Here is a 20,868-nt window from a genome sequence, read left to right on the forward strand (position 1 = left end):
AGAAATTCTCTCCTTATAAAGTTAAACAATAATGCATTTACTATATTGCTTATGAGTTGTTAAATGTAAGCCAATTTCTTGTTAAATGCCCTGAATACAGGCGATAACACAATTTTAAAAATGAAAAAAATACTATTTATACTTCTTGCCTTTGTTTCTTTAACTAGCTGTAAATCATATAAGAAGATTATTTCTAAATCTACAGACACCATTATTTTATCTGACTTTTATAAAAATCAGTTTGTGGGCTTGCTGGTTTTAGACCCAGAAACGAACGATACCCTGTACTCTAACAAAAGTAAGAAATACTTTACACCGGCTAGCAATACCAAAATCTTTACACTATTTGCTTCTTTGCAATTATTACCCCAACAGGTACCTGCTTTGAAATACGCTGTAAAGAATAATACCGTATATGTTGAGGGTACTGGAGATCCTTCTTTCCTACACCCACATTTTAAGGATAGTACTGCTTTTCATTTTTTACAAAAATATAATTCTATAGTTCTTGACCTGAATAATTTTGAAGACAAAAAATTGGGTCAAGGATGGGCGTGGGACGATTATCAATATTACTATCAACCTGAAATAACTTCTTTACCGCTCTATGGCAATGTCACCAATATTTCCAATACAAACGGGTTGAAAGTAATACCTGATTTTTTTAAAGACGATGTTGTGCGTACTTGGTATAAAAAGAATAGGGAATTAGAAAAAAATACGTTTTACTTCTCACGTTCACGTAAAGACACGATTGAAATTCCCTTTCGCACAGATTCAGTTCTAACCAAACAATTGTTAGAATCTGCTCTGGACAAAAAAATAAGCTTGTCTAACAAACCTATTATAGGCGAAAAACAAATACTCTACGGACAGCCATCAGATTCCCTTTATATACGGATGATGCACGAAAGTGATAATTTTATTGCAGAACAATTACTGGTTTTGTCTTCATCTACCCTATCCGACACCCTTAGTGGAAAAAGAACAAGGGAATATATTCTTAAAAACCAATTGGCCGATTTACAACAGCCTCCTAGATGGGTTGATGGTTCCGGGCTTTCTCGTTATAATTTATTCACTCCAGAGTCTATGGTTACTGTTCTAAACAAATTGTACCAGACGGTTCCCCGCCAAAGATTGTTCTCTATTTTTCCAGAGAACGCAGTTTCTGGAACTTTAAAAACATGGGATTACGACGGAGGATATCCAAAGATATATGCCAAGTCCGGGAGTCTAAGTAATAATTACTGTCTGAGTGGCTACCTCATTACCAAAACAGGAAGAACGTTGATTTTCAGTTTTATGAACAATCATTACCAACAACCCACCTCCGAGGTAAAAAAGAAGATACAACAGATTCTACGGCAAATAGCAGATACCTATTAAGGTAGAAATATAGGATTTAACTAAAAGCTGACTAGGCTAGTAGCTTATGAACGGCCGCGTATTGCAATAACAGAATGGTTTTAGCGTCTTTGATTTCTCCAGAAGAAATCATAGCCATAGCTACATCAAATGGATATTCAAGAACCTCTATGTTCTCGGTTTCATCTTCTGCACCACCACCGTCGCCAATTTTCATTTTTTCCTCATAGGCACCCACAAAAAAATGGAGTATTTCTGTTACCGAACCTGGTGACATATAAGATTCAAATACTTTTTTGACGTTTTCTATTTTGTAGCCTGTTTCTTCTTCTACTTCTTTTCTGATGCAATCTTCAGGATTATCGCCATCTAAAAGACCGGCACAGACTTCTATCATCATTCCACTAGGATTACCGTTAACATAGGTAGGCATGCGGAATTGTTTTGTTAGCACCACCGTTCCCTTTTTCTGATTGTACAATAGAATTGCTGCTCCATTGCCACGATCATAGGCTTCACGTTGTTGAGTTTCCCAAGAACCATCTTCCTTTTGATACTCGTAAACATACTTGTTTAAGGTGTACCAATTATCTGATAAAACTTCCTTTTTGATGTTTTTTATTGTGCCGTTTTTCACTGTAGAATAGCCGTTCGTGGATTAATATTGATTCAAAGCTACTAGCATTTAAGCAAATGCTACTATTTAGCCTCTTCTTTTTCTCCAAAAATACGGCTAAGTGCTCGCTTTGAAATAGGTTTATCAAAATAACCTTTTACTACAGGATGGGTAGATGCACGTTGTCTTTCTTTTGTGCTCAAAAATGCAGACAAAATATAGATATCAGAGCTTCTAACATGCTCTGGCATTTCTTCCAACTTTTCTAGAAACTCCCAACCATTCATTTTAGGCATAACCAGATCAAGCAGTATAACGTCCGGTAATTCTTTGTCACCCTCAAGACTATCCGATAATATTTTTAAAGCTATTTCAGCGCTATCAAAATCAACTACATGATAAGGTTTTTTCAACTGCTCTATACCATAACGCGCTGCAAATAACGAAACAAGGTCGTCATCTATAATCCAAATTGTTAAGGGGGTAACGGTTTCAAATATCATAATTCCCTAAAATATAGTAAGAAAAAACTTTCAAATCAAATTTTAATAAAATAAATATATGCAAAAGATTTATTACTATACCCTTTTCAGGCTACTGTTACCGCTTTATTGAGATATCTTCTAAATGGAAGCATTTCTTTGTACACATTGATAATTTTTTCTTCAAAATTATTCCTAAACACCTCATTTGTAGGAAATTCGTGTGCCACAGCCAATGTTTTATTGCGTAAAAGCTCTATATGTTCATGAGAATTTGAGAACCCTTTTGGCGCTTTTATTAATTTGGCATCTTCATAGAGTCCGCCAAAAACTTTTTTGAAAGATTTTTTATCAATTATTTCCTGAAATACATCTCCATCATAATCTATAGCATCGCGTATGCTTTTTAGCGTTGGAGAATCCGGCCTCCAAAAACCACCTGCCATGATACATCTTTCAACACCAATTTCAATATAAAAATCTCCCGTTGAAGGTCTTTTGTCCAATCCCGCTCCAAAGTGGTCTTTGTAAACCGGTTTGTTAGGGTGAAACATTAGGTTATTATTAATCCGGTTAATTCCCTTCTTTCCCGGCGTATCATAATACTCATTATCCAAAGCAGCCATTACATCATTCATATGGTCTAACCATTTTACGAAATCTGTGCGTACTTCTTTATACCATTTACGGTTGGCATCCATCCACTCTTTGGAATTATTGGAATTGAGTGCCTTTAAAAACTCTATGAGGTTTTTGAAATCCATTTAAATATTACGACTGATGCGCATCTTATTATAAATTATACTATTCTCTTTGGAGGTTCTTCCTAAAAACGATTATCGCCACCAACAATATCTCCTAAAGAACCTAAAATACTTCCTTCGCCTTTATCCTTGCCTCCTCTTGGAATAGAAGCCAAAACTCTACCGGCAAGTCTACTAAATGGTAATGATTGAACATAAACCGTTCCAGGCCCTCTTAAGGTAGCAAAGAAAAGACCTTCACCACCAAAAACCGTATTTTTAATACCACCTACAAATTCTATATCATAATCTACGGTTTGAGAAAAACCAACAATACAGCCTGTATCTACTTTCAATACCTCTCCGGCAGCGAGTTCTTTTTTTGCTAAAGTACCACCGGCATGTACAAAGGCCATACCATCTCCTTCTAACTTTTGCATAATGAAACCTTCTCCACCAAATAAACCTCTACCCAACTTTTTGGAAAATTCAATACCAACTGATACTCCTTTTGCCGCACACAGAAAAGCATCTTTTTGACAGATGAATTTTCCTTGCTTTTCGGATAAATCTATTGGAAGGATTTTTCCTGGATACGGAGAAGCAAAACTGACTTGCTTTTTCCCCTGACCTACATTTAAAAAAGCGGTCATAAAAAGACTTTCACCAGTCAATATTCGTTTTCCTGCAGAAAAAATCTTTCCCAATACGCTGTTATCCTGGTTAGAACCATCTCCAAAGATGGTATCCATTTTAATATCAGAATCCATCATCATAAAACTTCCTGCTTCTGCCACTACAGCTTCTTGCGGGTCTAGTTCTATTTCTACATATTGCATTTCTTCACCGTAAATCTGATAATCTATTTCGTGTGCGTTCATTTCTTTTTTGTTTTTTGTTGATGCTTGTTAGTTGGTGTCTACGGTAGAAATGTTACAGGATTTACTGAAAATTTTATTTCTTCACTCGCACAGTCCACTCAAAATTAAAAGTAGAAACCACTACTCCATCCTCATTTACACCAACGGACTTCATCCAAAACGCCTGACCCTCACCAGTAGCAACGGTTTTATCTATAGCCTCTTTAATCATATGACCATCCTCACAAGTAAATGTGATTTTACCTGTAGCCTTTTTAGAAAAGTTGGCATTATTATTTGCTACAAGCATAGATATTTTTTTTCCGCTTTCTTTAATTTGAGCAATAACCATAGCGCCAGTACTTAACTCCGCAGCCATTCCTTGTACGGCCCAAAACATGCTTTTAAACGGATTTTGATTAAACCATTTATGGGTTACCGTTACAATTGCCTTCTTTTCATCCATATGTCGCAACCTTACCCCACACCACCATGCAGATGGTAATTTAAAAAAGGTAAATGTGTTGAACTTGCCCGTAGATACTGCCATCGTCTTATTTATTTTCTCTAAATGTATTGAAATTTTTCCTTTTTACAATTGTTAATTTGATGTTAATTTTTAGTACTTTGTTTTGCATAGTACCTTCTTTTAGCCATATATTTGCATAAGAAATTACTAAGCCATGGAAAGTACACTAACAAAACACGAACGAAATTTAGCCGCAATGGTGCATGCTTCTTCTTTTTCAAAATTCTTTATTCCTTTCGGGAATTTTATTATTCCGTTGGTATTATGGACTGCCAATAAAAAAGATTCTGCACTTGTAGATTATTCTGGAAAACAGGTTTTAAATTTTCAGATTAGCCTTCTACTCTACTCTATTGTTTTGGGAATCATTAGTATACCAATATTGGTTGGTTTCTTTCCTGATTTATTAGATAGCAGCTTATTTGGTCTAAACCACCTGAACGATTATAATAATCTGAACATTGACTTTAGTGAAACTTTTAAGTTTAGTTCTTGGTTATTTCCGTTGGGTGTTGCCGGTCTGGCCCATGGCGCTTTGTTTGTTGTAAACATAGTTTACACTATTCTAGCGGTCATAAAAACTAACGAGGGACAAGAATTTTCTTATCCAATCACTATAAAGTTTTTAAAATAATGAAGTTAACTACCGTCATAATCGCACTTATTTTTATTTCCAACTTTTGTGAGATGGCAGCACAATCGGCTGCCGAGGAACAATTAAAGGAAACGATTACCAAGTTAGATGCAGATTACTTTGAGGCTTACAACACTTGTGACATGGAAAAGCAATCAGAAATGTATTCTGAAGATTTAGAATTCTATCATGACAAAGGAGGCTTAATGACATCAAAACTAGATTTACTTGAGAGCTTAAAAAAAAACATTTGTGGCAAAGTAACAAGAGAATTAGTTGAAGGTAGTATTGAAGTGTATCCCATAAACGATTTTGGCGCGGTAGAAATAGGATTGCACAAATTTCATAACAACCAAGAGCCGGACGCCATTTCAGAACCGGGAAAATTTATAATAATATGGAAAAAAACAGATTCTAATTGGAAGATCACGAGGGTCATCAGCCTTCATTAATATAAAAAGGGTGCTCATCACACCCCAGTCAAAAAGGAGTTTATTCATCAATCAATTTACTCAAAATTTGCATAAGGGTCTCACTAATCACGGGGCGTTAACCTAAACAGATTTGGAGTAAAGAAAAACGAACAATCACACTATGCAGCGTACCATTTATGAACAGACACGTTCCCCCAATTTAAAGGAACTGCATAAAAAGAAAAAAGAAATTATGAATGTAGAAAATACAAAAGCACAAATGCGCAAGGGCGTTTTGGAGTATTGTATTCTGTCTATCTTAAATGGGAAAGACAAATACGCTTCTGAAATTCTCGCAACGCTAAAAGATGCGAAAATGCTTGTAGTAGAGGGCACAATTTACCCTTTATTAACTCGCTTAAAAAATGCAGGCCTACTCAGCTACCGCTGGGAAGAATCAACCTCTGGTCCCCCAAGAAAATATTACGCATTAACGGAAACCGGTAAACTTTTTCTAAAAGAACTGGACAGCACTTGGGATGAGCTAAGAACAGCAACTAATTTGGTAACCAACAACAAATAAACCTAAAAAACTACTTTGTAACTTCATAGCTACTATGCGTTTACAGAGAAAAAACGACTAAAATGAACAAAACTATAAACATTAATCTAGCAAATATGCTCTTCCACATGGATGAAGATGCATATAACAAAATGCAGCGCTATTTGGAGTCCGTGAAGCGCTCTTTTGCCAACACACCGGGTAGTGATGAAATACTGGCGGATATTGAGGCACGAATAGCAGAACTGTTTCATGAAAAGCTTGATAACGAGCGACAGGTTATTACCCAAAAACAGGTAGACGAGGTCATAGCCATCATGGGACAGCCAGAAGATTATATGGTGGATGAAGATATTTTTGAGGATGAGCCTAATACAGGTAGAACAAATTCTGAGCAAAGAAAATCTAAAAAACTGTACCGAGATACGGAGCAGAAATATGTAGCGGGTGTTTCTTCTGGTTTAGCGCATTACTTTAATATAGACCCACTTTGGGTACGCTTAATATGGGTGCTTTTAACAATTGGTTCTTCGGGTGGTTTTATTTTGATTTATGGCTTACTGTGGTTATTGATTCCCGAGGCTGTTACTACTTCGCAAAAATTAGATATGCGGGGGGAGGACATCAACATCAGCAATATAGAACGTAAGGTCAAGGAAGGCTTTGATGATGTTGCCCAAAAAATTAAAAGCGTTGATTATGAAGATGTAGGTAATAAAGTAAAAAGCGGAGGTAAGTCTTTTTTTGATACCCTAGGAGATATTATCATGTTCTTCTTTAAAGTCTTTGGAAAGTTCATTGGCGTGCTCTTAATCATTATTGGTGCTTCTACTATTATAGGTCTTTTTATAGGCATGATAACCGTAGGTATTTCAGATATGGTTCAGATACCTGGTCTTAAAATGTATAATCTAGTAGATGCAAGTAACATGCCCATTTGGTTGGTATCCATACTGGGTTTCTTTGCCATAGGTATTCCATTTTTCTTCCTTCTATATTTAGGTTTGAAAATCTTGGTGAACAACTTAAAGTCTATTGGTAACATTGCAAAGTTCTCGTTATTGGGCCTTTGGTTATTATCTATTATAATGCTGATTGTCTTTGGAATAAAACAAGCTGCAGCGCGTGCATATTCAGATACTGCTCAAGTTACTGAAGACCTCTATTTTAGAGATGTTAAGGACACCTTAGAAATTAGAGTAGTTGCATATGATACCAGGTTTAGAAATAAAAGAAAAGTTGAATTAGACGGACTTACCATTACCCGTAATGAAGCTGGTGAAGAGGTTATGGTTCTAGACGATGTTAGCTTTTATATTGAGCGCTCAAGAGACTCGATTGCCAAAATAGAAATCGTTAAAGAATCTGATGGTTCGTCTTTTGAGAAAGCCGAAGAATTGGCCGAGAAAATTAACTATGAATACAAAATTGAAGGCAACACATTATTGCTAGAAGATTTCTTGACCACCTCTCGTGAGAATAAAATCATGAACCAAGAGATAAGAGTTAATCTATTCATTCCTGCAGGTGCTATTTTAAAATATAGTAAAGATAGTGGCTTTAGCTGTTGGAGATTTCATGCCAAAAATGATAGAGACCTAGATGGCTGCGAAGTTAAAGACGAAGTATGGAAAATGGGTGCTGATGGCGAATTAAAATGCCAAGATTGTCCTGAGATTATTGAAGAGGATGATAATGATGACGATAACAACGGGAGGAATAAAATTAGAATAGATGAAAACGGAATTGATATTGATATTCAAGAAGACGGTGAATCAATAAAAATGAAAATAGGTAAAGACGGCGTTCATATAAATTCTAATGAAGATGATACTGATGGTCAGAACAGGATAAATATAGACGAAAATGGCATTGATATAGATATTGATGATAACCGTTCAGAACCAAATGACACCAATTATAAAACCTGATTTTATTAAAGTTTAGCCAGTGTAATCAATTCAGTATCAAAATATGACGTTTGAGTCTGAAAATCTGGTAAAGACGCAACCAATAGTTCAATTTTACATCAATCTTAAAACAACAATCATGACAACTTTAATTCGTATTGCAATTGCATTTCTAGTAGCACTGTTTTTATCTTCCTGTGGTTTTGACGTCAACATTGGCGACTTTGGCTCCGGTGAAAAAGGTAACGGAACCGTAGTAACGGACGATAGAACAATAACAGATGAGTTTACAAAAGTATCTGCATCAGAAGGTCTTACAGTGTATATAACTCAGGCTAATGAATTTAATATAAAAGTAGAGGCAGATGAAAACATAATTGACCTCATTGCTACGGATATTAAGAACGGAAAACTACGTATTCACGCTAAGCAAAATATTGGCAGAGCTACCAAAAAAGTTTACGTTTCACTTCCTGTGGTTTCCAACTTAAGCGCATCAAGCGGATCACAACTGCATGTTGAAAATACTATTGAAAGTGATGACTTAGAGATAGATGGCAGTAGCGGTGCTCAAATAGATGTTGAAGTAGTTGCGGATGTTCTTGAAATAGACGCCAGTAGTGGTGCTAGTCTTACTATATCTGGTAAAACCAATCGTGCAGATGTAGATGTAAGCAGCGGTGGTAATATCAATGCAAAAACGCTTTTAACCAAAACCTGCACAGCAGATGCCAGTAGTGGTGGAAATATGAAAATTCAAGTTTCCGAAACCCTCGTGGCAGACGCCAGTAGTGGCGGTAACGTTGCCTATACCGGTAATGCTAATGTGAAAACTAAAAAATCTGTTTCGGGTAGCGTACACAAATATTAAAATCAAAAAACGAACAATCCTAAATGCAAGCTGTCGAATTTTCGGCAGCTTGTTTTTGGTTTAAGTAGGTAGAAATGTTAATCTTTTCTGCTTTCCGAAAAAAAGCTCAGAGAAGAGTGCAAACCCTTTTTCTCTTTTTATATTAGTGGAAACAATTGGAACATGCAGTTAGATTTAAAAAAATACGTTTTAGCCTTAAAACATACCTTTAGTATCTCCCGTGAATCTCACGATTTTCAAAACACTTTAATCGTTAGTCTTTCTTTAGAGGGAAAGACTGGTTATGGAGAAACGACCTCTAACCCTTACTACAATATTACCGTAGAAAGTATGATGGCAGAAATTGAAACCATCAGAAAAGAAATAGAAGCCTTTCACATAGATCATCCTGAAAATTTTCATGCTTTTTTGACAAGTAAAAAGCTGTCTAATTTTGCTATCTGTGCATTAGATCTTGCTGCTTGGGACCTTTTTGGTAAACTGCAAGGAAAGCCACTTTATAATATTTGGGGAACAGGAAACACCTCCTATCCAATAACAAATTATACTATAGGTATTGCACCCGTTGAAAAAATGGTGGAGAAAATGAAAGAAATGCCGTGGCCTATTTACAAAATAAAATTAGGTACGGATGATGATGTTGCTATTGTTAGAGCTTTACGCGAACATACCGATGCTATTTTTAGAATAGATGCCAACTGCGCATGGTCTGCAAGTGAAACCATTGCAAACGCCCCATTATTAAAAGACTTAGGCGTAGAGTTTCTTGAGCAACCTTTAAAAGCCGATGATTGGGAAGGCATGGAAAAAGTTATGCACCACAGTGTGCTGCCTGTTATTGCAGATGAAAGTTGCATTGTAGAAAGTGATGTTCAAAAATGTGCGCTTCACTATTCTGGTATTAATATAAAATTGACCAAATGTGGAGGTATTACCCCTGCCCTACGCATGATAGCCGAGGCAAAAGAAATGGGAATTAAAGTAATGATCGGTTGTATGACAGAATCTACCGTAGGTATTTCTGCCATAGCCCAATTAGTTCCACAACTGGACTATGTGGATATGGACGGACCGTTATTACTTAAAGGTGATATTGCCGATGGCGTAAAAATATTGCCAGACGGAAAACTCGTTTTTTCAGAACTGAATGGAACAGGAGTTACTTTAAGATAATGAACCATTATATTGACACATTTCCGGGAAGAAAGATTACTCTAAAGGGAGTTTCTCACCTTTATTTTGGAGGTACTTCGTATTTAGGTCTCCAAACCGATGGTGATTTTCAGAAATTATTCATTAGTAATATTAAGAAATATGGAACCAATTACGGAGCCTCAAGAAAATCTAATATTCGCCTGTCTGTCTTTGATGAAGCTGAAACGTATTTAGCTAAAATCGTGGGCAGTGAGGCTTGTATCTCTTTATCATCTGGGTACTTGGCTGGTCAGTTTTTGGCACAAGTACTCAACACCAAAGAACATCAGTTCTTTTATGCACCCAATACACATTCTGCGCTTTATCAATCTAAAATAAAATCGTATACCACTTTTGCTACATTAAATATTGCCGTTCGCGAGCATTTAGAATCCAATAAATCTACACCTGTTGTTTTTTTAGATAGTATAGATTTCTCCGGCTGCAATTATCCTGATTTTGAAGCTTTAAAAATTCTCCCGCTAGAGGATATTATTTTGGTTGTAGATGATTCTCACGGATTGGGTATTGTTGGTAAAAAGGGAGGAGGGGTTTATTCTATTTTAGCTAAGCTGAAAATAAAAGAACTTATTGTATGTGGATCATTGGGCAAGGGTTTCGGTATTCAGGCGGGTGCTGTTTTTGGTACAAAAGAGCGTATTCATTTTCTAACTGAAACTTCATTTTTTGGAGGTTCTAGCCCAGCAACACCAGCAGCCATGGCAACGCTTGTAGAAGCAGATGCCATTTATGAACTTAAAAGAAAACGACTGCAGCGTAATATGGATTTGTTTTTTGGCAATCTTAAAAAACGAAAAACATTTCATTTTATGAAAGGCCATCCGGCCTATACGTTTTCTGATGAGCAGTTAACCGAGTATCTTGAAGCAAACCGTATTATTGTAACCAGCTTTCCCTATCCTGATAAAAGTTCTCCGCTTATGAGTAGAATTGTATTGAGTGCAGCGCATAAAAAAAAGGATATTGAGCACGTTTTACATTGCATCAATATCCTTCCTTAAAAGACTTTTATAAGTTCTTAGTCTCTATCCCACCAAACTGGGTCACCAATTCCTTTGGTTACAGCTTCTACCTGTTCTCCGTTTCTGGTTTGTTCAGAAGTTGGGTACTGAGCTCTCCTAACCCATTGTCCATTTAAAACTTCATTATGACCAACGGGCAGTTCCAATCCTATAAATACATTAGGATCAAAATCATATCTTCTTAAATCTACAAACGATTCCGGGTTTAGAAAAGTGGCAATAAACTTCTCTCTCATAACCAAGGCCATCGTTAAATTATCTGCTCCCACGGCAATTGAAGCATCACTTAAGTAAGCCGCTTTATCTGCTGGAGTAACGCCAAGCTTATCCATGTTTGCTCCTATTCCTTCTAGATATGCATTGTAAGCATCTGCAGAAGTACCAACCGATGTGGCATCTCCTCCATTTTGGAGAAATAATGCTTCGGCCTCCATAAACTTTAACTCGGAATAACTGCCCATGATTATAGGAGCACTCTGGGAAGAATAAAAATTATCAGCTCCTAAATCTGTATTAGCGCTTATATTATCATCATCTTCAGTTGCTGCTAATTCATAACTACCGGCACCACCATTTAGACCTCCAAGATATTCTATATCGTCTTCGCCTATTGTGGTAATTAAAGGTAAACGTGGATCCAATTCTATAGAAGCAAACGGAATAGATGTGCCATTCATAAGGCTTACCAATTGATCAGATAATAATACAGAAAAGTTACCCGTATTATTAGGAAGTACTACTCCTGAGTTCCATGGATTAAAATTTCTTTCGTTGTACACCAATTGAAAATCATCTTCATTACTTGAAAAGCTATTGGATACACTACTCAATACACCTTCAATAGCTACATTTTGGTCAACCTCCGAAAGGTGTAACGCATACTTTGCTTTTAGAAAATAAGCTGCTTTAATCCATTTTGTAATATCACCTCCATAGATTAAATCATCTTCACCAATGGAGAATCCTGAACTATCTGCGCCTTCCAAAAAGGTAATTCCCTCATTCAATAAAGCATTTATCTGCCCATAAACACTCTCTTGTGAATCATATGATGGTCTAAAATTTGCTTCGCCTTCTAGGGCAGTTGAAAAAGGAACATCTCCCCATTGATCTGTAGCAAGTCCCAAATTAAATGCTTGTAAAATTTTTGCCACACCTATATAATGACCGGCTTCATTACTCTCTGCAATAGTAACTACTTGATCTAAATCTGCTAAGGCTTGTAAATAGATATTACTCCACCCCCCAGTTATCTGAACTTCTTCCTGAGTATCTGCACCAGGCTCAAAATAAGAAGCCAAATGTTGTGAGTATTGACAGATGCTTAAAGCAATACTATAATGTGCGGAAGAAGAATTATAAATTGCCGTTGGCAAAAGATCTGCTTCTGTGACATTTTCAGGAAGCTCTTTATTAGGGTCGACATTATCGCCCAAATAATCATCGCAACTTACCAAAAGGCTAGTCGCTACCGTAATTGAAAAAATATATTTTAAAACTTTCATCTTTCTAGAAATTAAGGTTTAGACCAAATATGAACGACTTTGTGTTAGGTATGTTTAGACCGGTAAAACCGTAGGCGTTTGTACCTGCACTAAACTGGCTACCTTCTGGATCATACCCTCTAAATGGCGTATCTAACCATAGGTTGGTTCCTGTAAAACTGAAACCCATAGTCGTAAATGGGGTGTTCTTTATGAGTTTGGTAGGAAGGTCATAGGATAAAGTAACGTTTCTCAATCTCCACCACGATGCATCTTGAACTAAGATTTCAGAAGCACGATTGTAAACTGCAGAATTTCTGTAGTAGTTCTCATCAATAAAAACAGGAATATTATTTGGAGATCCATTTGCTAAAACACCATCTAAAACAGTTGTAGCATCTCTGAACTCAGTAATTTGTAACACGCCATTTCTAATACCATTTCGTTGGCCAGAATCATACAATTCACCGCCTTCTTTTCTCTCTATTAAAAATGACAATGCTAACCCTTTATATTTTAGCGTACTACTTATACTACCTAACCAGTCCGGCAACGCACTACCTACTTTTACCCTGTCCGAAGGATTATTAGCAACAATAGATGGAAAACCATCTTCACCTATTAGTCTACTGCCATTTTCGTGTTTCTCCCATACATAACCAAAAAGGTCACCAGGTGCACCACCTACTTCTAGTTTAGAGATAACTCCAGGAAAACCACTATCTGCAAAAATAATCTCATCTACACCGTTTGGTAACGAAATAACTTCTGCGTCTACTTTAGACCAGTTTAATGTAACGTCCCATTTAAAATTATCTGTTTTAATAGGTACAATGTTAACCAATGCCTCGAGGCCTCTATTCTCTATTTCTCCAGCATTTAGAACAAACGTATCATACCCTGAAGATTGTGCAACCGGAACAGGTAGAATCTGATCTTTACTATTCTGCTTATAATACGTGAAATCAATTCCAAAACGATTATTGAAAAACTTAAATTCCCCACCAAATTCTACCGAAGCAGTTCTTTCGGGTTTTAAAGTACTTGATCCACCAGAACTATCTCTAGAAAGACCGTCTACAGTTCCGAACGGGAAATTAGATGGTTGGTCATAATAAATACCTACATAGGCAGATGCATCCTTACCAACCTCAGCATACGATGCTCTAAACTTAGCAAAAGTTAAGAAATCTGGTAAGCTACCGGCATCTTGAAGTGTCTGCGAAAGAACATAACTTAAGTTAAAAGACGGGTAGAAGAAACTTCTATTTTCTTTTGGTAAAGTAGATGACCAATCGTTTCTACCAGTTACGTTCAAGAACAAAGTATTCTTATACTCTAATCTAAAGTCTCCAAAAAGACCAACAACTTTACGTTCTGCTCCACCTATATCTTCAAAAAAGTTATTGGCTTGACCAAACGCTGTCATATTATCTGGGTCAAGACCTTCAGCTCTCGTGGTCAATCTTCTGCTTTTAGTGTTAGATACTTGATTACCTACCAATAAGGAACCAGATAAATCTTCACTAAAGTCCTTTGAAAGTGTTACAAATAAATTAGATGTTAATTCATTGTAATTTAAACCTTCATCTACAATAAAACCATTGGTTGCGGAACCAGGATCAATATCTGGCGGCACAAATCTAAGTCTTGAATCATGGTAATTATCTACACCCAATTGGTATTGTACCTGAGCCCAATCATTAAACTTATAATTGAATTTAGTGTTTGCTAAAATTCTATTTACTTTACTATCTAAATAACTTACTTCGGCAAAATAACGTGGGTTATCCACTACTCCCGCTGTATAGTTTTTTTCATCTCCATTTGGCAAAACATAATCGTTTATATCTATAGTTGGCGACCAATACGATAGCGAACTCATAACCGACTTATCTCCACCATTTGGTAATCTACCATCAGAAACGATGTAGGATAGAGAAGGTTCTACTGTAAATTTATCAGTAATGTTAATTGAACCTGATAGCTTTAAAGAAGTTCTATCAAAATACGTGTTCGGCACTAAACCTTCATCATCGGAACGAGAAACAGAACCAAAATAAGTATAGTTTTCTCCACCACCACTTACGTTCAAAGAATTGTTCGTTGTAAATGCTCTATTGAAAAAGTTCTTGAAATTATCATAGTTCTTATCATTTGGACCGTATTCTGGGCCTAACGTCCAGAAACCAAAACTATTCCCGTCTGCAAAGTCATAACCGTCTGGAGCATTATTATTAGAAGTTGAAATAATTTCACCTCCTCTACCTTCTCTCCATTTGGTTTGAACATCAGGAGTTTTATTTACTTCTTGCCAACCTATGCTAGTTCTAAGGTTAAATTTTGTTTCTCCATTCTTTCCTTTCTTTGTGGTAATAACTATAACACCGTTTGCAGCTCTTACACCATATAATGCGGTTGCAGCAGGACCTTTAAGAATTGATACACTTTCAATATCGTTAGGGTTTAAATCCGCTCCTCTATTGGTAAAAGAAAATTGCTCTGAGGAAGAAGGAGCATTAGAACCTGTACTAGGCAAAAGATTACCTGTTGAAGCCTCGTTACTAATAGGTATACCATCTACAACAAATAGCGGTTGGTTGTTTGCCGATGGGTTCAAAGAGGTTATACCTCTTATTATAATACTAGAACCTGCTCCGGCTGCACCACTACTGGAATTAATATTCACACCGGCCACTTTACCTTGTATCCCACTTAAAACGTCTCCGTTATTATCGCGGTTAAGTTCTTCTGAACCAATTTCTTGAATAGCATACCCAACGGAACGCTTTTCTTTCTTTATACCTAATGCAGTTACCACAACCTCGTTTAACTGTTGTGCATCTTCTTCTAAAACAACATTAATAGTTTGATCCGCTCCAATTGTGACGGTTTTACTTTTCATACCTATATATGAAAAATTGAGCGCATCACCCTCAGCAGCTGTTATGGTATAATTACCATCAAAGTCTGTGGTAGCACCTTTGTTTGTTCTAGCGACTACAATAGAAACGCCGGGAAGCGGAACATCTTTTGTGTCGGTTACATTTCCTGAAATTGTTTGCCCAAATGATGTGTACGAGCACAAAAGAGCAAACATTACGAGTGTAATATTCTTCATGTGTTTGGAGTTAGTTAATTACTAAAATTAGCAAATAATTAACTAAAAACCTTGGTTTGGAGTGCAGAAATCACACATCGGCAAAATACATTCTCCTTATTATTAATATGTCGATTTTATTCAATTTGAATTTCAAATACCCAATATTGAGGATTTTACCTACACTAAGAATATCATATTATTTTGTTTCAAAAAATACGATATTCATAAATTTTGTTGTAACTTATTGGTACAAAACCGCTTATCCACTTAAACAACACTATTATGAAAAAACTACTAGGATTAGCTTTATTAATGCTTTTACTCATCTCTGCAACAGGAACTACATCTGTTGAAAATGAACTACACCCTTCAATTGAAGGAACATGGGAATTGACTAGCCGTTATAATTATGATGGCGAAAACGTTACGGACACTTTAACTCCTGTAAAGGGGTATAGCCAGATTAAAATGTTCTATAATGGAAAGGTTATGTGGACGCGCTATACACCTAATAAAGAGGTAGAATGGTTTGGGTATGGCTCCTATGCCGCTACAGATAATACTTTAGTTGAAAAATTAGAATATATGTCTGCTTCCATGCGTAAAATTGCTAATGAAGATATGCAATGGAGTATGGAACTACAATTAGACAATAATACGTTCACCCAAATTTCATTGGATGAAGATGGTGGACGCATTGCTTCAGAAAATTACCACCGCATAGATTAACAACGGCTCCTTACGGCCTATTCATACAGGCTGGTCTTATATATTAGTATACGTCAACCTTAAAACACTTGGCCATGAAAAAAATAATCACTTTAGTCTGTATTTCGTTTTTACTTATTTCCGCCACCAAATATGAAGCTCCTGAAAATCCATATCACCCTACTATTGAAGGCACGTGGGAATTAGTGAGCCATTATAATTATGCCGATGACGTTCCTACTGACACGTTGCTGGCAGCAGATGGGTACCGCCAAATTAAAATGTATTATAACGGTAAAGTAATGTGGACCCGTTATGTGCCTAATGATTCTGTTGAATGGTTTGGCTATGGTTCTTATGAAACTACAGACAGCACACTTACCGAAAAACTAGAATACATGTCTGCCTCTATGCGAAAGATCACCAACTCAGATATGAAATGGGATATGGAACTGGAATTGGATAAAAATAGCTTCAGTCAGATTTTCACCGATGAGGAAGGAAATAGAATTAATTCCGAAAACTATAAACGCTTGGATTAATAATTTTATAACAAATAAAAAAAGCTGCATAATGCAGCTTTTTTTTGTTTTATATATTGGTTCTTTTAAACCGTTTCCTGAGGAGTTTCCACAGTCGCTAAATAACGCTCAGCATCTAGTGCAGCCATACAACCTGTACCGGCAGCTGTAACTGCTTGACGATATTCTCTATCTTGAGCATCACCACTGGCAAAAACACCTGGCTTGTTAGTTTTCGTAGACTTCCCTTTAGTTATGATATATCCTGTCTCGTCCATATCTAACTGTCCTTTAAAGATATCTGTACTTGGTTTATGACCAATCGCTATAAAAAGACCTGTAATAGCAATATCTTCTTTTACTCCAGTTTCATTGTTAACCATACGTAGACCTTCAACAACTTGTTCTCCTAGAACCTCATCTACTTCTGTATTGTATCTAATCTCAACATTCTTTAAGCTTTCAACACGGTGTTGCATAGCTTTAGAAGCACGCATGTGATCTTTACGAACTAACATGGTTACCTTGCTACAGATATTAGCTAAATATGAAGCTTCTTCTGCTGCAGTATCTCCTGCACCAACAATAGCTACATCCTGACCTCTATAGAAAAATCCGTCACAAACAGCACAAGCTGATACACCACCTCCACGTAAACGTTGTTCACTAGGGATGTTCAAATATTTTGCCGAAGCACCAGTGGAAATTATAATAGTTTCCGCTTCTATAGTCTTATTATCATCTATGGTTACTTTGTGAATACCACCAACGGTATCACTCAACTCAACGGCTGTTGCCATCCCAATACGTACCTCAGTTCCAAAACGCTCTGCTTGCTGCTGTAATTGCACCATCATGGTTGGACCATCAATACCTTCTGGGTAGCCTGGGAAATTATCGACCTCAGTTGTAGTGGTCAATTGCCCTCCGGGCTCCATCCCTGTATATACAACCGGTTTTAAATCTGCTCGAGCCGCATATATTGCTGCGGTATACCCTGCAGGTCCCGATCCTATAATCAACGTTTTAAGCCTTTCTATTTTCTCAGACATAATCAAATACTCATTTTAAATAGTTAATGAACAAAAATAGACTTTTTGTAAAAAGCCTCTTCTAAAAGTTATTAAAAGTTTTTCCTATTGGTCGTTTTGCCTTGTGATTCTTACAAACCTTCTAACATGCCGTAAATAGGATGTTTCTAACGAAATGGAAGATATATATTTATTTTTTACTCAAAAAAAATGTTGAAAAACCAAACCCTTGGCATACACATCCCGTAAATACTTGTTGAAAAAGATTAAAGTATTATGGATGATTTAAAATTAACGTGTGTAATTATAGAAAACTCTATTCTTCACAGCAAGGAACTAACCAAAATAATAAATCAGCACCCGAATCTAAGCCTTAAAAACACTTATAGAAATGGAATAGAAGCCAAGAACCATAAAGCAAATGAAAATGCAGACCTTATTTTCTTGACCGTAGAACTGCCCTTTATTAACGGTTTTGACTTAATTGAAACTTTTAAAGAAAGCCCCCAAATTGTATTGGTAAGCAGTACCCCTACTCATGCCTTTAGAGCTTTTGATTATGCTATTACAGATTATTTACTAAAACCCCTATCACCTTTAAGGTTTGGCAAAGCGGTTAAAAAAGCGCTTCACAATGCACAACCCACCACAAACCATAAAGATGAAGCACACTTTTTTGTAAAAAGCAATTCTAGAAAAGTGAAAATAAATTATATGGATATTAAATGGATAGAAGCTTTAGGAGATTATGTGAAACTAGTCACCGAAAAATCTAACCACATTGTTCTCTCTTCGATGAAGGATTTTGAAAAAAAATTACCCGATTCCCAATTTGTCCGTATTCACAAATCATACATCATCAACTTAAAAAGAATTGAAAAATTTAATAATACCATGGTTGAAGTTGAAGGCAAGAAAATTACTCTAAGCCGAAGCCGAAGAGATAACTTTATGAGTGCCATAGGTACTTCTTAAATTCTAGTTCTCCACCGGAATCACTAAAAATGGTATTTCTACACTAAAACTCACTTTTTTAATTACCGGTTCCCTCATTATACCTTCTATGAAATCATGGTCATATTTTACCATAGTCAAAAAATCAATATCCAATTCTTTTAAAAATACTTGAATGCTCTTTGTCTTATTAGTAAAATTAGGCATCCAATGATATGTGGGGTCAAATTCATTTAAATAAGCGTCTAACGTATTTCTGTTAGACTCTTGCGTGAAATCCAACCGTTCTTCCTCATTTATATGCATAATGTGCACAGATGATTTAAAACGGGTAAGAATACTTCTTAAAGGCGCTAGAACCTCTGCAGAAAAATTTCTCTTGTAACTAGTTACTAATGCCACTTCTTTAGGTGCTTTATAAAAACATCCCTTTGGAACTACAAGTACGGGACATGCTGCTACTCTTAAAACATTCATTGTTTTGGTACCCAAGAAAACAGATTTAGCTCCAGTAGCTCCTTGCGTGCCCATTACAATAATATCTACTCCCTCTTTTATAGTTACTTGCAAAACCTCATCAACTAAAGATTCTAATGCAATGTGTGTTATAAAATGATGTTTGGGATTATGGTTTGTAAGTTCTAAATCGTCACGAAACTCATTTATTTCTGTTTCTGTTTCAGTCAGCCAATTATCGCCTAGACCTATCTGTCCGGGTGAACCCAAAATATAATCAATCCTCATTGCTGTTGGCGTGTAAGTATGCAAAAGATAGAAAGTACACTCTACTTCTTTATAAAAATGCAGGGCATAATCTATGGCATTTCTAGAATTTTCAGAAAAATCGGTCGGTAAAAGGACTTTTAGCATGACTTTTGATTTAGTTTTATAAAACTATGACTTTCTAAAATAAAAAAACATGACAACTATCAGTTTTACTGTTCATATCAGTGAAATTTTAAAGTCAGACTCAATTTTAAAAGTGCTCAAAAGCCAGTAAATTATTATATTATATATTTGCATTAGCTAACCTATTTTTTATCTGGCCCCACAACTGTAAAAAGAAGGTGATTAGTTAATAATTATTTAACCTCTTTAAGAAGTTACATACTTTTTAAACAATCCTCTTACTATGAATTCTGTAAAATTAACGTGTGTAGTTATAGACGACTCTAAGACGCAACGTACTGCAGTCGCCAAACTTATCAAAAACCATATTAATCTTCGTTTTGTTGCTGATTATAAGAACGCAGTAGAAGCGCAAAAACATATGGAGGAAAGCGATGTAGACCTCGTTTTTCTAGATATAGAAATGCCTTTGATCAATGGTTTTCAATTTCTAGACTCTTTAAAAAGCCGACCGCAGATTATTTTAATTTCTGCAAAAGAAGAATATGCCATGCAGGCTTTTGACTATGATGTAACCGATTATCTTCTTAAACCTATACGTCAAAACCGTTTTAATACGGCTATTAAAAAAGCACTACAAAACAATATTGAGATCGAAGAAAATGAAGATGATTATATTTTCGTGAACAGCAAACTCAAAAAGATTAAATTACCTCTTGGTCAAATAAAATGGATAGAAGGTCTTGGTGACTATATAAAAGTAGTTACAGACGAGAAAAATGTTTTGATTCTGTCTACCATGAAGTCTTTTGCCGAAAAGCTACCAGAAGATAGGTTCCTGAGAGTACACAAATCATATATCATCAACTTAGACAGGGTTGATAAATTTAATGGCTCTCAAGTTGAAGTCTGCGGACATTCAATTCCATTAAGTAGACATAAAAAACTTGCACTAGAGGACGCACTAATGAACTCAGAGGCTCAATAGTCTCT

Annotated in this window: 21 protein-coding genes; 12 read left to right on the forward strand and 9 right to left on the reverse strand. The window is 36.1% G+C overall.

Features of this window, described 5'->3' with window-relative positions:
* Positions 1 to 120: 120 nt before the first annotated feature.
* On the forward strand, positions 121 to 1,389 hold the full coding sequence (locus HW347_RS07810; RefSeq protein WP_214611321.1) for a D-alanyl-D-alanine carboxypeptidase: 1,269 nt from the start codon (positions 121 to 123) through the stop codon (positions 1,387 to 1,389).
* A gap of 31 nt (positions 1,390 to 1,420) precedes the next feature.
* Here the strand turns inward: HW347_RS07810 and nudK are convergent, their stop codons facing one another.
* From nudK to HW347_RS07835, 5 genes are all read right to left on the reverse strand, one after another.
* Positions 1,421 to 2,005 (reverse strand): GDP-mannose pyrophosphatase NudK, encoded by a 585-nt coding sequence (gene nudK, locus HW347_RS07815; RefSeq protein WP_214611322.1) that lies wholly within the window; start codon positions 2,003 to 2,005, stop codon positions 1,421 to 1,423.
* Between the two features lie 62 nt (positions 2,006 to 2,067).
* Complete coding sequence (locus HW347_RS07820) at positions 2,068 to 2,487, reverse strand: response regulator (protein ID WP_214611323.1); 420 nt, start codon at positions 2,485 to 2,487, stop codon at positions 2,068 to 2,070.
* Between the two features lie 86 nt (positions 2,488 to 2,573).
* Positions 2,574 to 3,230, reverse strand: a complete 657-nt coding sequence (locus HW347_RS07825) for a DUF2461 domain-containing protein (protein ID WP_214611324.1) — start codon at positions 3,228 to 3,230, stop codon at positions 2,574 to 2,576.
* A gap of 62 nt (positions 3,231 to 3,292) precedes the next feature.
* On the reverse strand, positions 3,293 to 4,090 hold the full coding sequence (locus HW347_RS07830) for a TIGR00266 family protein (RefSeq protein ID WP_155595729.1): 798 nt from the start codon (positions 4,088 to 4,090) through the stop codon (positions 3,293 to 3,295).
* 73 nt (positions 4,091 to 4,163) lie between these two features.
* Positions 4,164 to 4,619 carry a DUF4442 domain-containing protein gene (locus tag HW347_RS07835; protein ID WP_155595727.1) on the reverse strand — a complete coding sequence of 152 codons (456 nt, stop codon included), beginning with the start codon at positions 4,617 to 4,619 and terminating at the stop codon, positions 4,164 to 4,166.
* 133 nt (positions 4,620 to 4,752) lie between these two features.
* Between HW347_RS07835 and HW347_RS07840 the strand changes: the two genes are divergently transcribed.
* The 7 genes from HW347_RS07840 to HW347_RS07870 all read left to right on the forward strand — a co-directional run bounded on the left by HW347_RS07840 (position 4,753) and on the right by HW347_RS07870 (position 11,204).
* The gene (locus HW347_RS07840; protein ID WP_214611325.1) at positions 4,753 to 5,232 is read left to right on the forward strand and encodes a DUF4870 domain-containing protein; all 480 of its coding nucleotides are present in this window, start codon (positions 4,753 to 4,755) and stop codon (positions 5,230 to 5,232) included.
* Complete coding sequence (locus tag HW347_RS07845) at positions 5,232 to 5,684, forward strand: nuclear transport factor 2 family protein (protein WP_214611326.1); 453 nt, start codon at positions 5,232 to 5,234, stop codon at positions 5,682 to 5,684. Before HW347_RS07840 ends, HW347_RS07845 begins: the two co-directional genes overlap by 1 nt.
* A gap of 214 nt (positions 5,685 to 5,898) precedes the next feature.
* Positions 5,899 to 6,228, forward strand: a complete 330-nt coding sequence (locus HW347_RS07850; RefSeq protein WP_155596681.1) for a PadR family transcriptional regulator — start codon at positions 5,899 to 5,901, stop codon at positions 6,226 to 6,228.
* A gap of 62 nt (positions 6,229 to 6,290) precedes the next feature.
* Positions 6,291 to 8,138 carry a PspC domain-containing protein gene (locus HW347_RS07855; protein WP_214611327.1) on the forward strand — a complete coding sequence of 616 codons (1,848 nt, stop codon included), beginning with the start codon at positions 6,291 to 6,293 and terminating at the stop codon, positions 8,136 to 8,138.
* Between the two features lie 118 nt (positions 8,139 to 8,256).
* A complete protein-coding gene (locus tag HW347_RS07860) occupies positions 8,257 to 8,988 on the forward strand; it encodes a head GIN domain-containing protein (RefSeq protein WP_214611328.1) in 732 nt (243 codons plus the stop codon).
* A 162-nt stretch (positions 8,989 to 9,150) separates the two neighbouring features.
* On the forward strand, positions 9,151 to 10,161 hold the full coding sequence (locus HW347_RS07865) for a dipeptide epimerase (RefSeq protein ID WP_214611329.1): 1,011 nt from the start codon (positions 9,151 to 9,153) through the stop codon (positions 10,159 to 10,161).
* A complete protein-coding gene (locus HW347_RS07870; RefSeq protein ID WP_214611330.1) occupies positions 10,161 to 11,204 on the forward strand; it encodes an aminotransferase class I/II-fold pyridoxal phosphate-dependent enzyme in 1,044 nt (347 codons plus the stop codon). The genes HW347_RS07865 and HW347_RS07870 overlap by 1 nt, the downstream gene beginning before the upstream one ends.
* Before the next feature lie 17 nt (positions 11,205 to 11,221).
* Here the strand turns inward: HW347_RS07870 and HW347_RS07875 are convergent, their stop codons facing one another.
* Complete coding sequence (locus HW347_RS07875; RefSeq protein WP_214611331.1) at positions 11,222 to 12,730, reverse strand: SusD/RagB family nutrient-binding outer membrane lipoprotein; 1,509 nt, start codon at positions 12,728 to 12,730, stop codon at positions 11,222 to 11,224.
* A gap of 4 nt (positions 12,731 to 12,734) precedes the next feature.
* The gene (locus HW347_RS07880) at positions 12,735 to 15,830 is read right to left on the reverse strand and encodes a SusC/RagA family TonB-linked outer membrane protein (protein ID WP_214611332.1); all 3,096 of its coding nucleotides are present in this window, start codon (positions 15,828 to 15,830) and stop codon (positions 12,735 to 12,737) included.
* A 264-nt stretch (positions 15,831 to 16,094) separates the two neighbouring features.
* Here HW347_RS07880 and HW347_RS07885 point away from each other — a divergent pair, with 264 nt between their 5' ends.
* Together HW347_RS07885 and HW347_RS07890 are read left to right on the forward strand one after the other, a co-directional pair.
* Positions 16,095 to 16,541, forward strand: coding sequence for a hypothetical protein (locus HW347_RS07885; protein ID WP_214611333.1), 447 nt, complete (start codon positions 16,095 to 16,097; stop codon positions 16,539 to 16,541).
* Positions 16,542 to 16,615: 74 nt separating this feature from the next.
* A complete protein-coding gene (locus HW347_RS07890) occupies positions 16,616 to 17,062 on the forward strand; it encodes a hypothetical protein (protein ID WP_214611334.1) in 447 nt (148 codons plus the stop codon).
* A 65-nt stretch (positions 17,063 to 17,127) separates the two neighbouring features.
* On the opposite strand, the gene trxB is transcribed toward HW347_RS07890, so the two are convergent.
* Positions 17,128 to 18,093 (reverse strand): thioredoxin-disulfide reductase, encoded by a 966-nt coding sequence (gene trxB / locus HW347_RS07895; RefSeq protein ID WP_214611335.1) that lies wholly within the window; start codon positions 18,091 to 18,093, stop codon positions 17,128 to 17,130.
* A 255-nt stretch (positions 18,094 to 18,348) separates the two neighbouring features.
* Between trxB and HW347_RS07900 the strand changes: the two genes are divergently transcribed.
* On the forward strand, positions 18,349 to 19,047 hold the full coding sequence (locus tag HW347_RS07900) for a LytR/AlgR family response regulator transcription factor (RefSeq protein ID WP_214611336.1): 699 nt from the start codon (positions 18,349 to 18,351) through the stop codon (positions 19,045 to 19,047).
* Between the two features lie 3 nt (positions 19,048 to 19,050).
* Here HW347_RS07900 and HW347_RS07905 read toward each other — a convergent pair whose 3' ends face one another.
* The gene (locus HW347_RS07905) at positions 19,051 to 19,896 is read right to left on the reverse strand and encodes a universal stress protein (RefSeq protein WP_214611337.1); all 846 of its coding nucleotides are present in this window, start codon (positions 19,894 to 19,896) and stop codon (positions 19,051 to 19,053) included.
* A 262-nt stretch (positions 19,897 to 20,158) separates the two neighbouring features.
* On the opposite strand from HW347_RS07905, the gene HW347_RS07910 reads away from it, so the two are divergent.
* Complete coding sequence (locus HW347_RS07910; protein WP_214611338.1) at positions 20,159 to 20,863, forward strand: LytR/AlgR family response regulator transcription factor; 705 nt, start codon at positions 20,159 to 20,161, stop codon at positions 20,861 to 20,863.
* The last annotated feature ends 5 nt before the right edge of the window (positions 20,864 to 20,868 follow it).

It is taken from the genome of Zobellia barbeyronii, from assembly GCF_018603515.1.
In the GTDB taxonomy this organism is placed as follows: domain Bacteria; phylum Bacteroidota; class Bacteroidia; order Flavobacteriales; family Flavobacteriaceae; genus Zobellia; species Zobellia barbeyronii.

What these genes read in the sequence shown, in the direction of transcription:
- HW347_RS07810 (WP_214611321.1), top strand. Translation starts at nt 121, where the DNA reads ATGAAAAAAATACTATTTATACTTCTTGCCTTTGTTTCTTTAACTAGC.
- HW347_RS07820 (WP_214611323.1), bottom strand. Translation starts at nt 2,487, where the DNA reads ATGATATTTGAAACCGTTACCCCCTTAACAATTTGGATTATAGATGAC.
- HW347_RS07825 (WP_214611324.1), bottom strand. Translation starts at nt 3,230, where the DNA reads ATGGATTTCAAAAACCTCATAGAGTTTTTAAAGGCACTCAATTCCAAT.
- HW347_RS07830 (WP_155595729.1), bottom strand. Translation starts at nt 4,090, where the DNA reads ATGAACGCACACGAAATAGATTATCAGATTTACGGTGAAGAAATGCAA.
- HW347_RS07835 (WP_155595727.1), bottom strand. Translation starts at nt 4,619, where the DNA reads ATGGCAGTATCTACGGGCAAGTTCAACACATTTACCTTTTTTAAATTA.
- HW347_RS07840 (WP_214611325.1), top strand. Translation starts at nt 4,753, where the DNA reads ATGGAAAGTACACTAACAAAACACGAACGAAATTTAGCCGCAATGGTG.
- HW347_RS07845 (WP_214611326.1), top strand. Translation starts at nt 5,232, where the DNA reads ATGAAGTTAACTACCGTCATAATCGCACTTATTTTTATTTCCAACTTT.
- HW347_RS07850 (WP_155596681.1), top strand. Translation starts at nt 5,899, where the DNA reads ATGAATGTAGAAAATACAAAAGCACAAATGCGCAAGGGCGTTTTGGAG.
- HW347_RS07855 (WP_214611327.1), top strand. Translation starts at nt 6,291, where the DNA reads ATGAACAAAACTATAAACATTAATCTAGCAAATATGCTCTTCCACATG.
- HW347_RS07860 (WP_214611328.1), top strand. Translation starts at nt 8,257, where the DNA reads ATGACAACTTTAATTCGTATTGCAATTGCATTTCTAGTAGCACTGTTT.
- HW347_RS07865 (WP_214611329.1), top strand. Translation starts at nt 9,151, where the DNA reads ATGCAGTTAGATTTAAAAAAATACGTTTTAGCCTTAAAACATACCTTT.
- HW347_RS07870 (WP_214611330.1), top strand. Translation starts at nt 10,161, where the DNA reads ATGAACCATTATATTGACACATTTCCGGGAAGAAAGATTACTCTAAAG.
- HW347_RS07875 (WP_214611331.1), bottom strand. Translation starts at nt 12,730, where the DNA reads ATGAAAGTTTTAAAATATATTTTTTCAATTACGGTAGCGACTAGCCTT.
- HW347_RS07880 (WP_214611332.1), bottom strand. Translation starts at nt 15,830, where the DNA reads ATGAAGAATATTACACTCGTAATGTTTGCTCTTTTGTGCTCGTACACA.
- HW347_RS07885 (WP_214611333.1), top strand. Translation starts at nt 16,095, where the DNA reads ATGAAAAAACTACTAGGATTAGCTTTATTAATGCTTTTACTCATCTCT.
- HW347_RS07890 (WP_214611334.1), top strand. Translation starts at nt 16,616, where the DNA reads ATGAAAAAAATAATCACTTTAGTCTGTATTTCGTTTTTACTTATTTCC.
- trxB (WP_214611335.1), bottom strand. Translation starts at nt 18,093, where the DNA reads ATGTCTGAGAAAATAGAAAGGCTTAAAACGTTGATTATAGGATCGGGA.
- HW347_RS07900 (WP_214611336.1), top strand. Translation starts at nt 18,349, where the DNA reads ATGGATGATTTAAAATTAACGTGTGTAATTATAGAAAACTCTATTCTT.
- HW347_RS07905 (WP_214611337.1), bottom strand. Translation starts at nt 19,896, where the DNA reads ATGCTAAAAGTCCTTTTACCGACCGATTTTTCTGAAAATTCTAGAAAT.
- HW347_RS07910 (WP_214611338.1), top strand. Translation starts at nt 20,159, where the DNA reads ATGAATTCTGTAAAATTAACGTGTGTAGTTATAGACGACTCTAAGACG.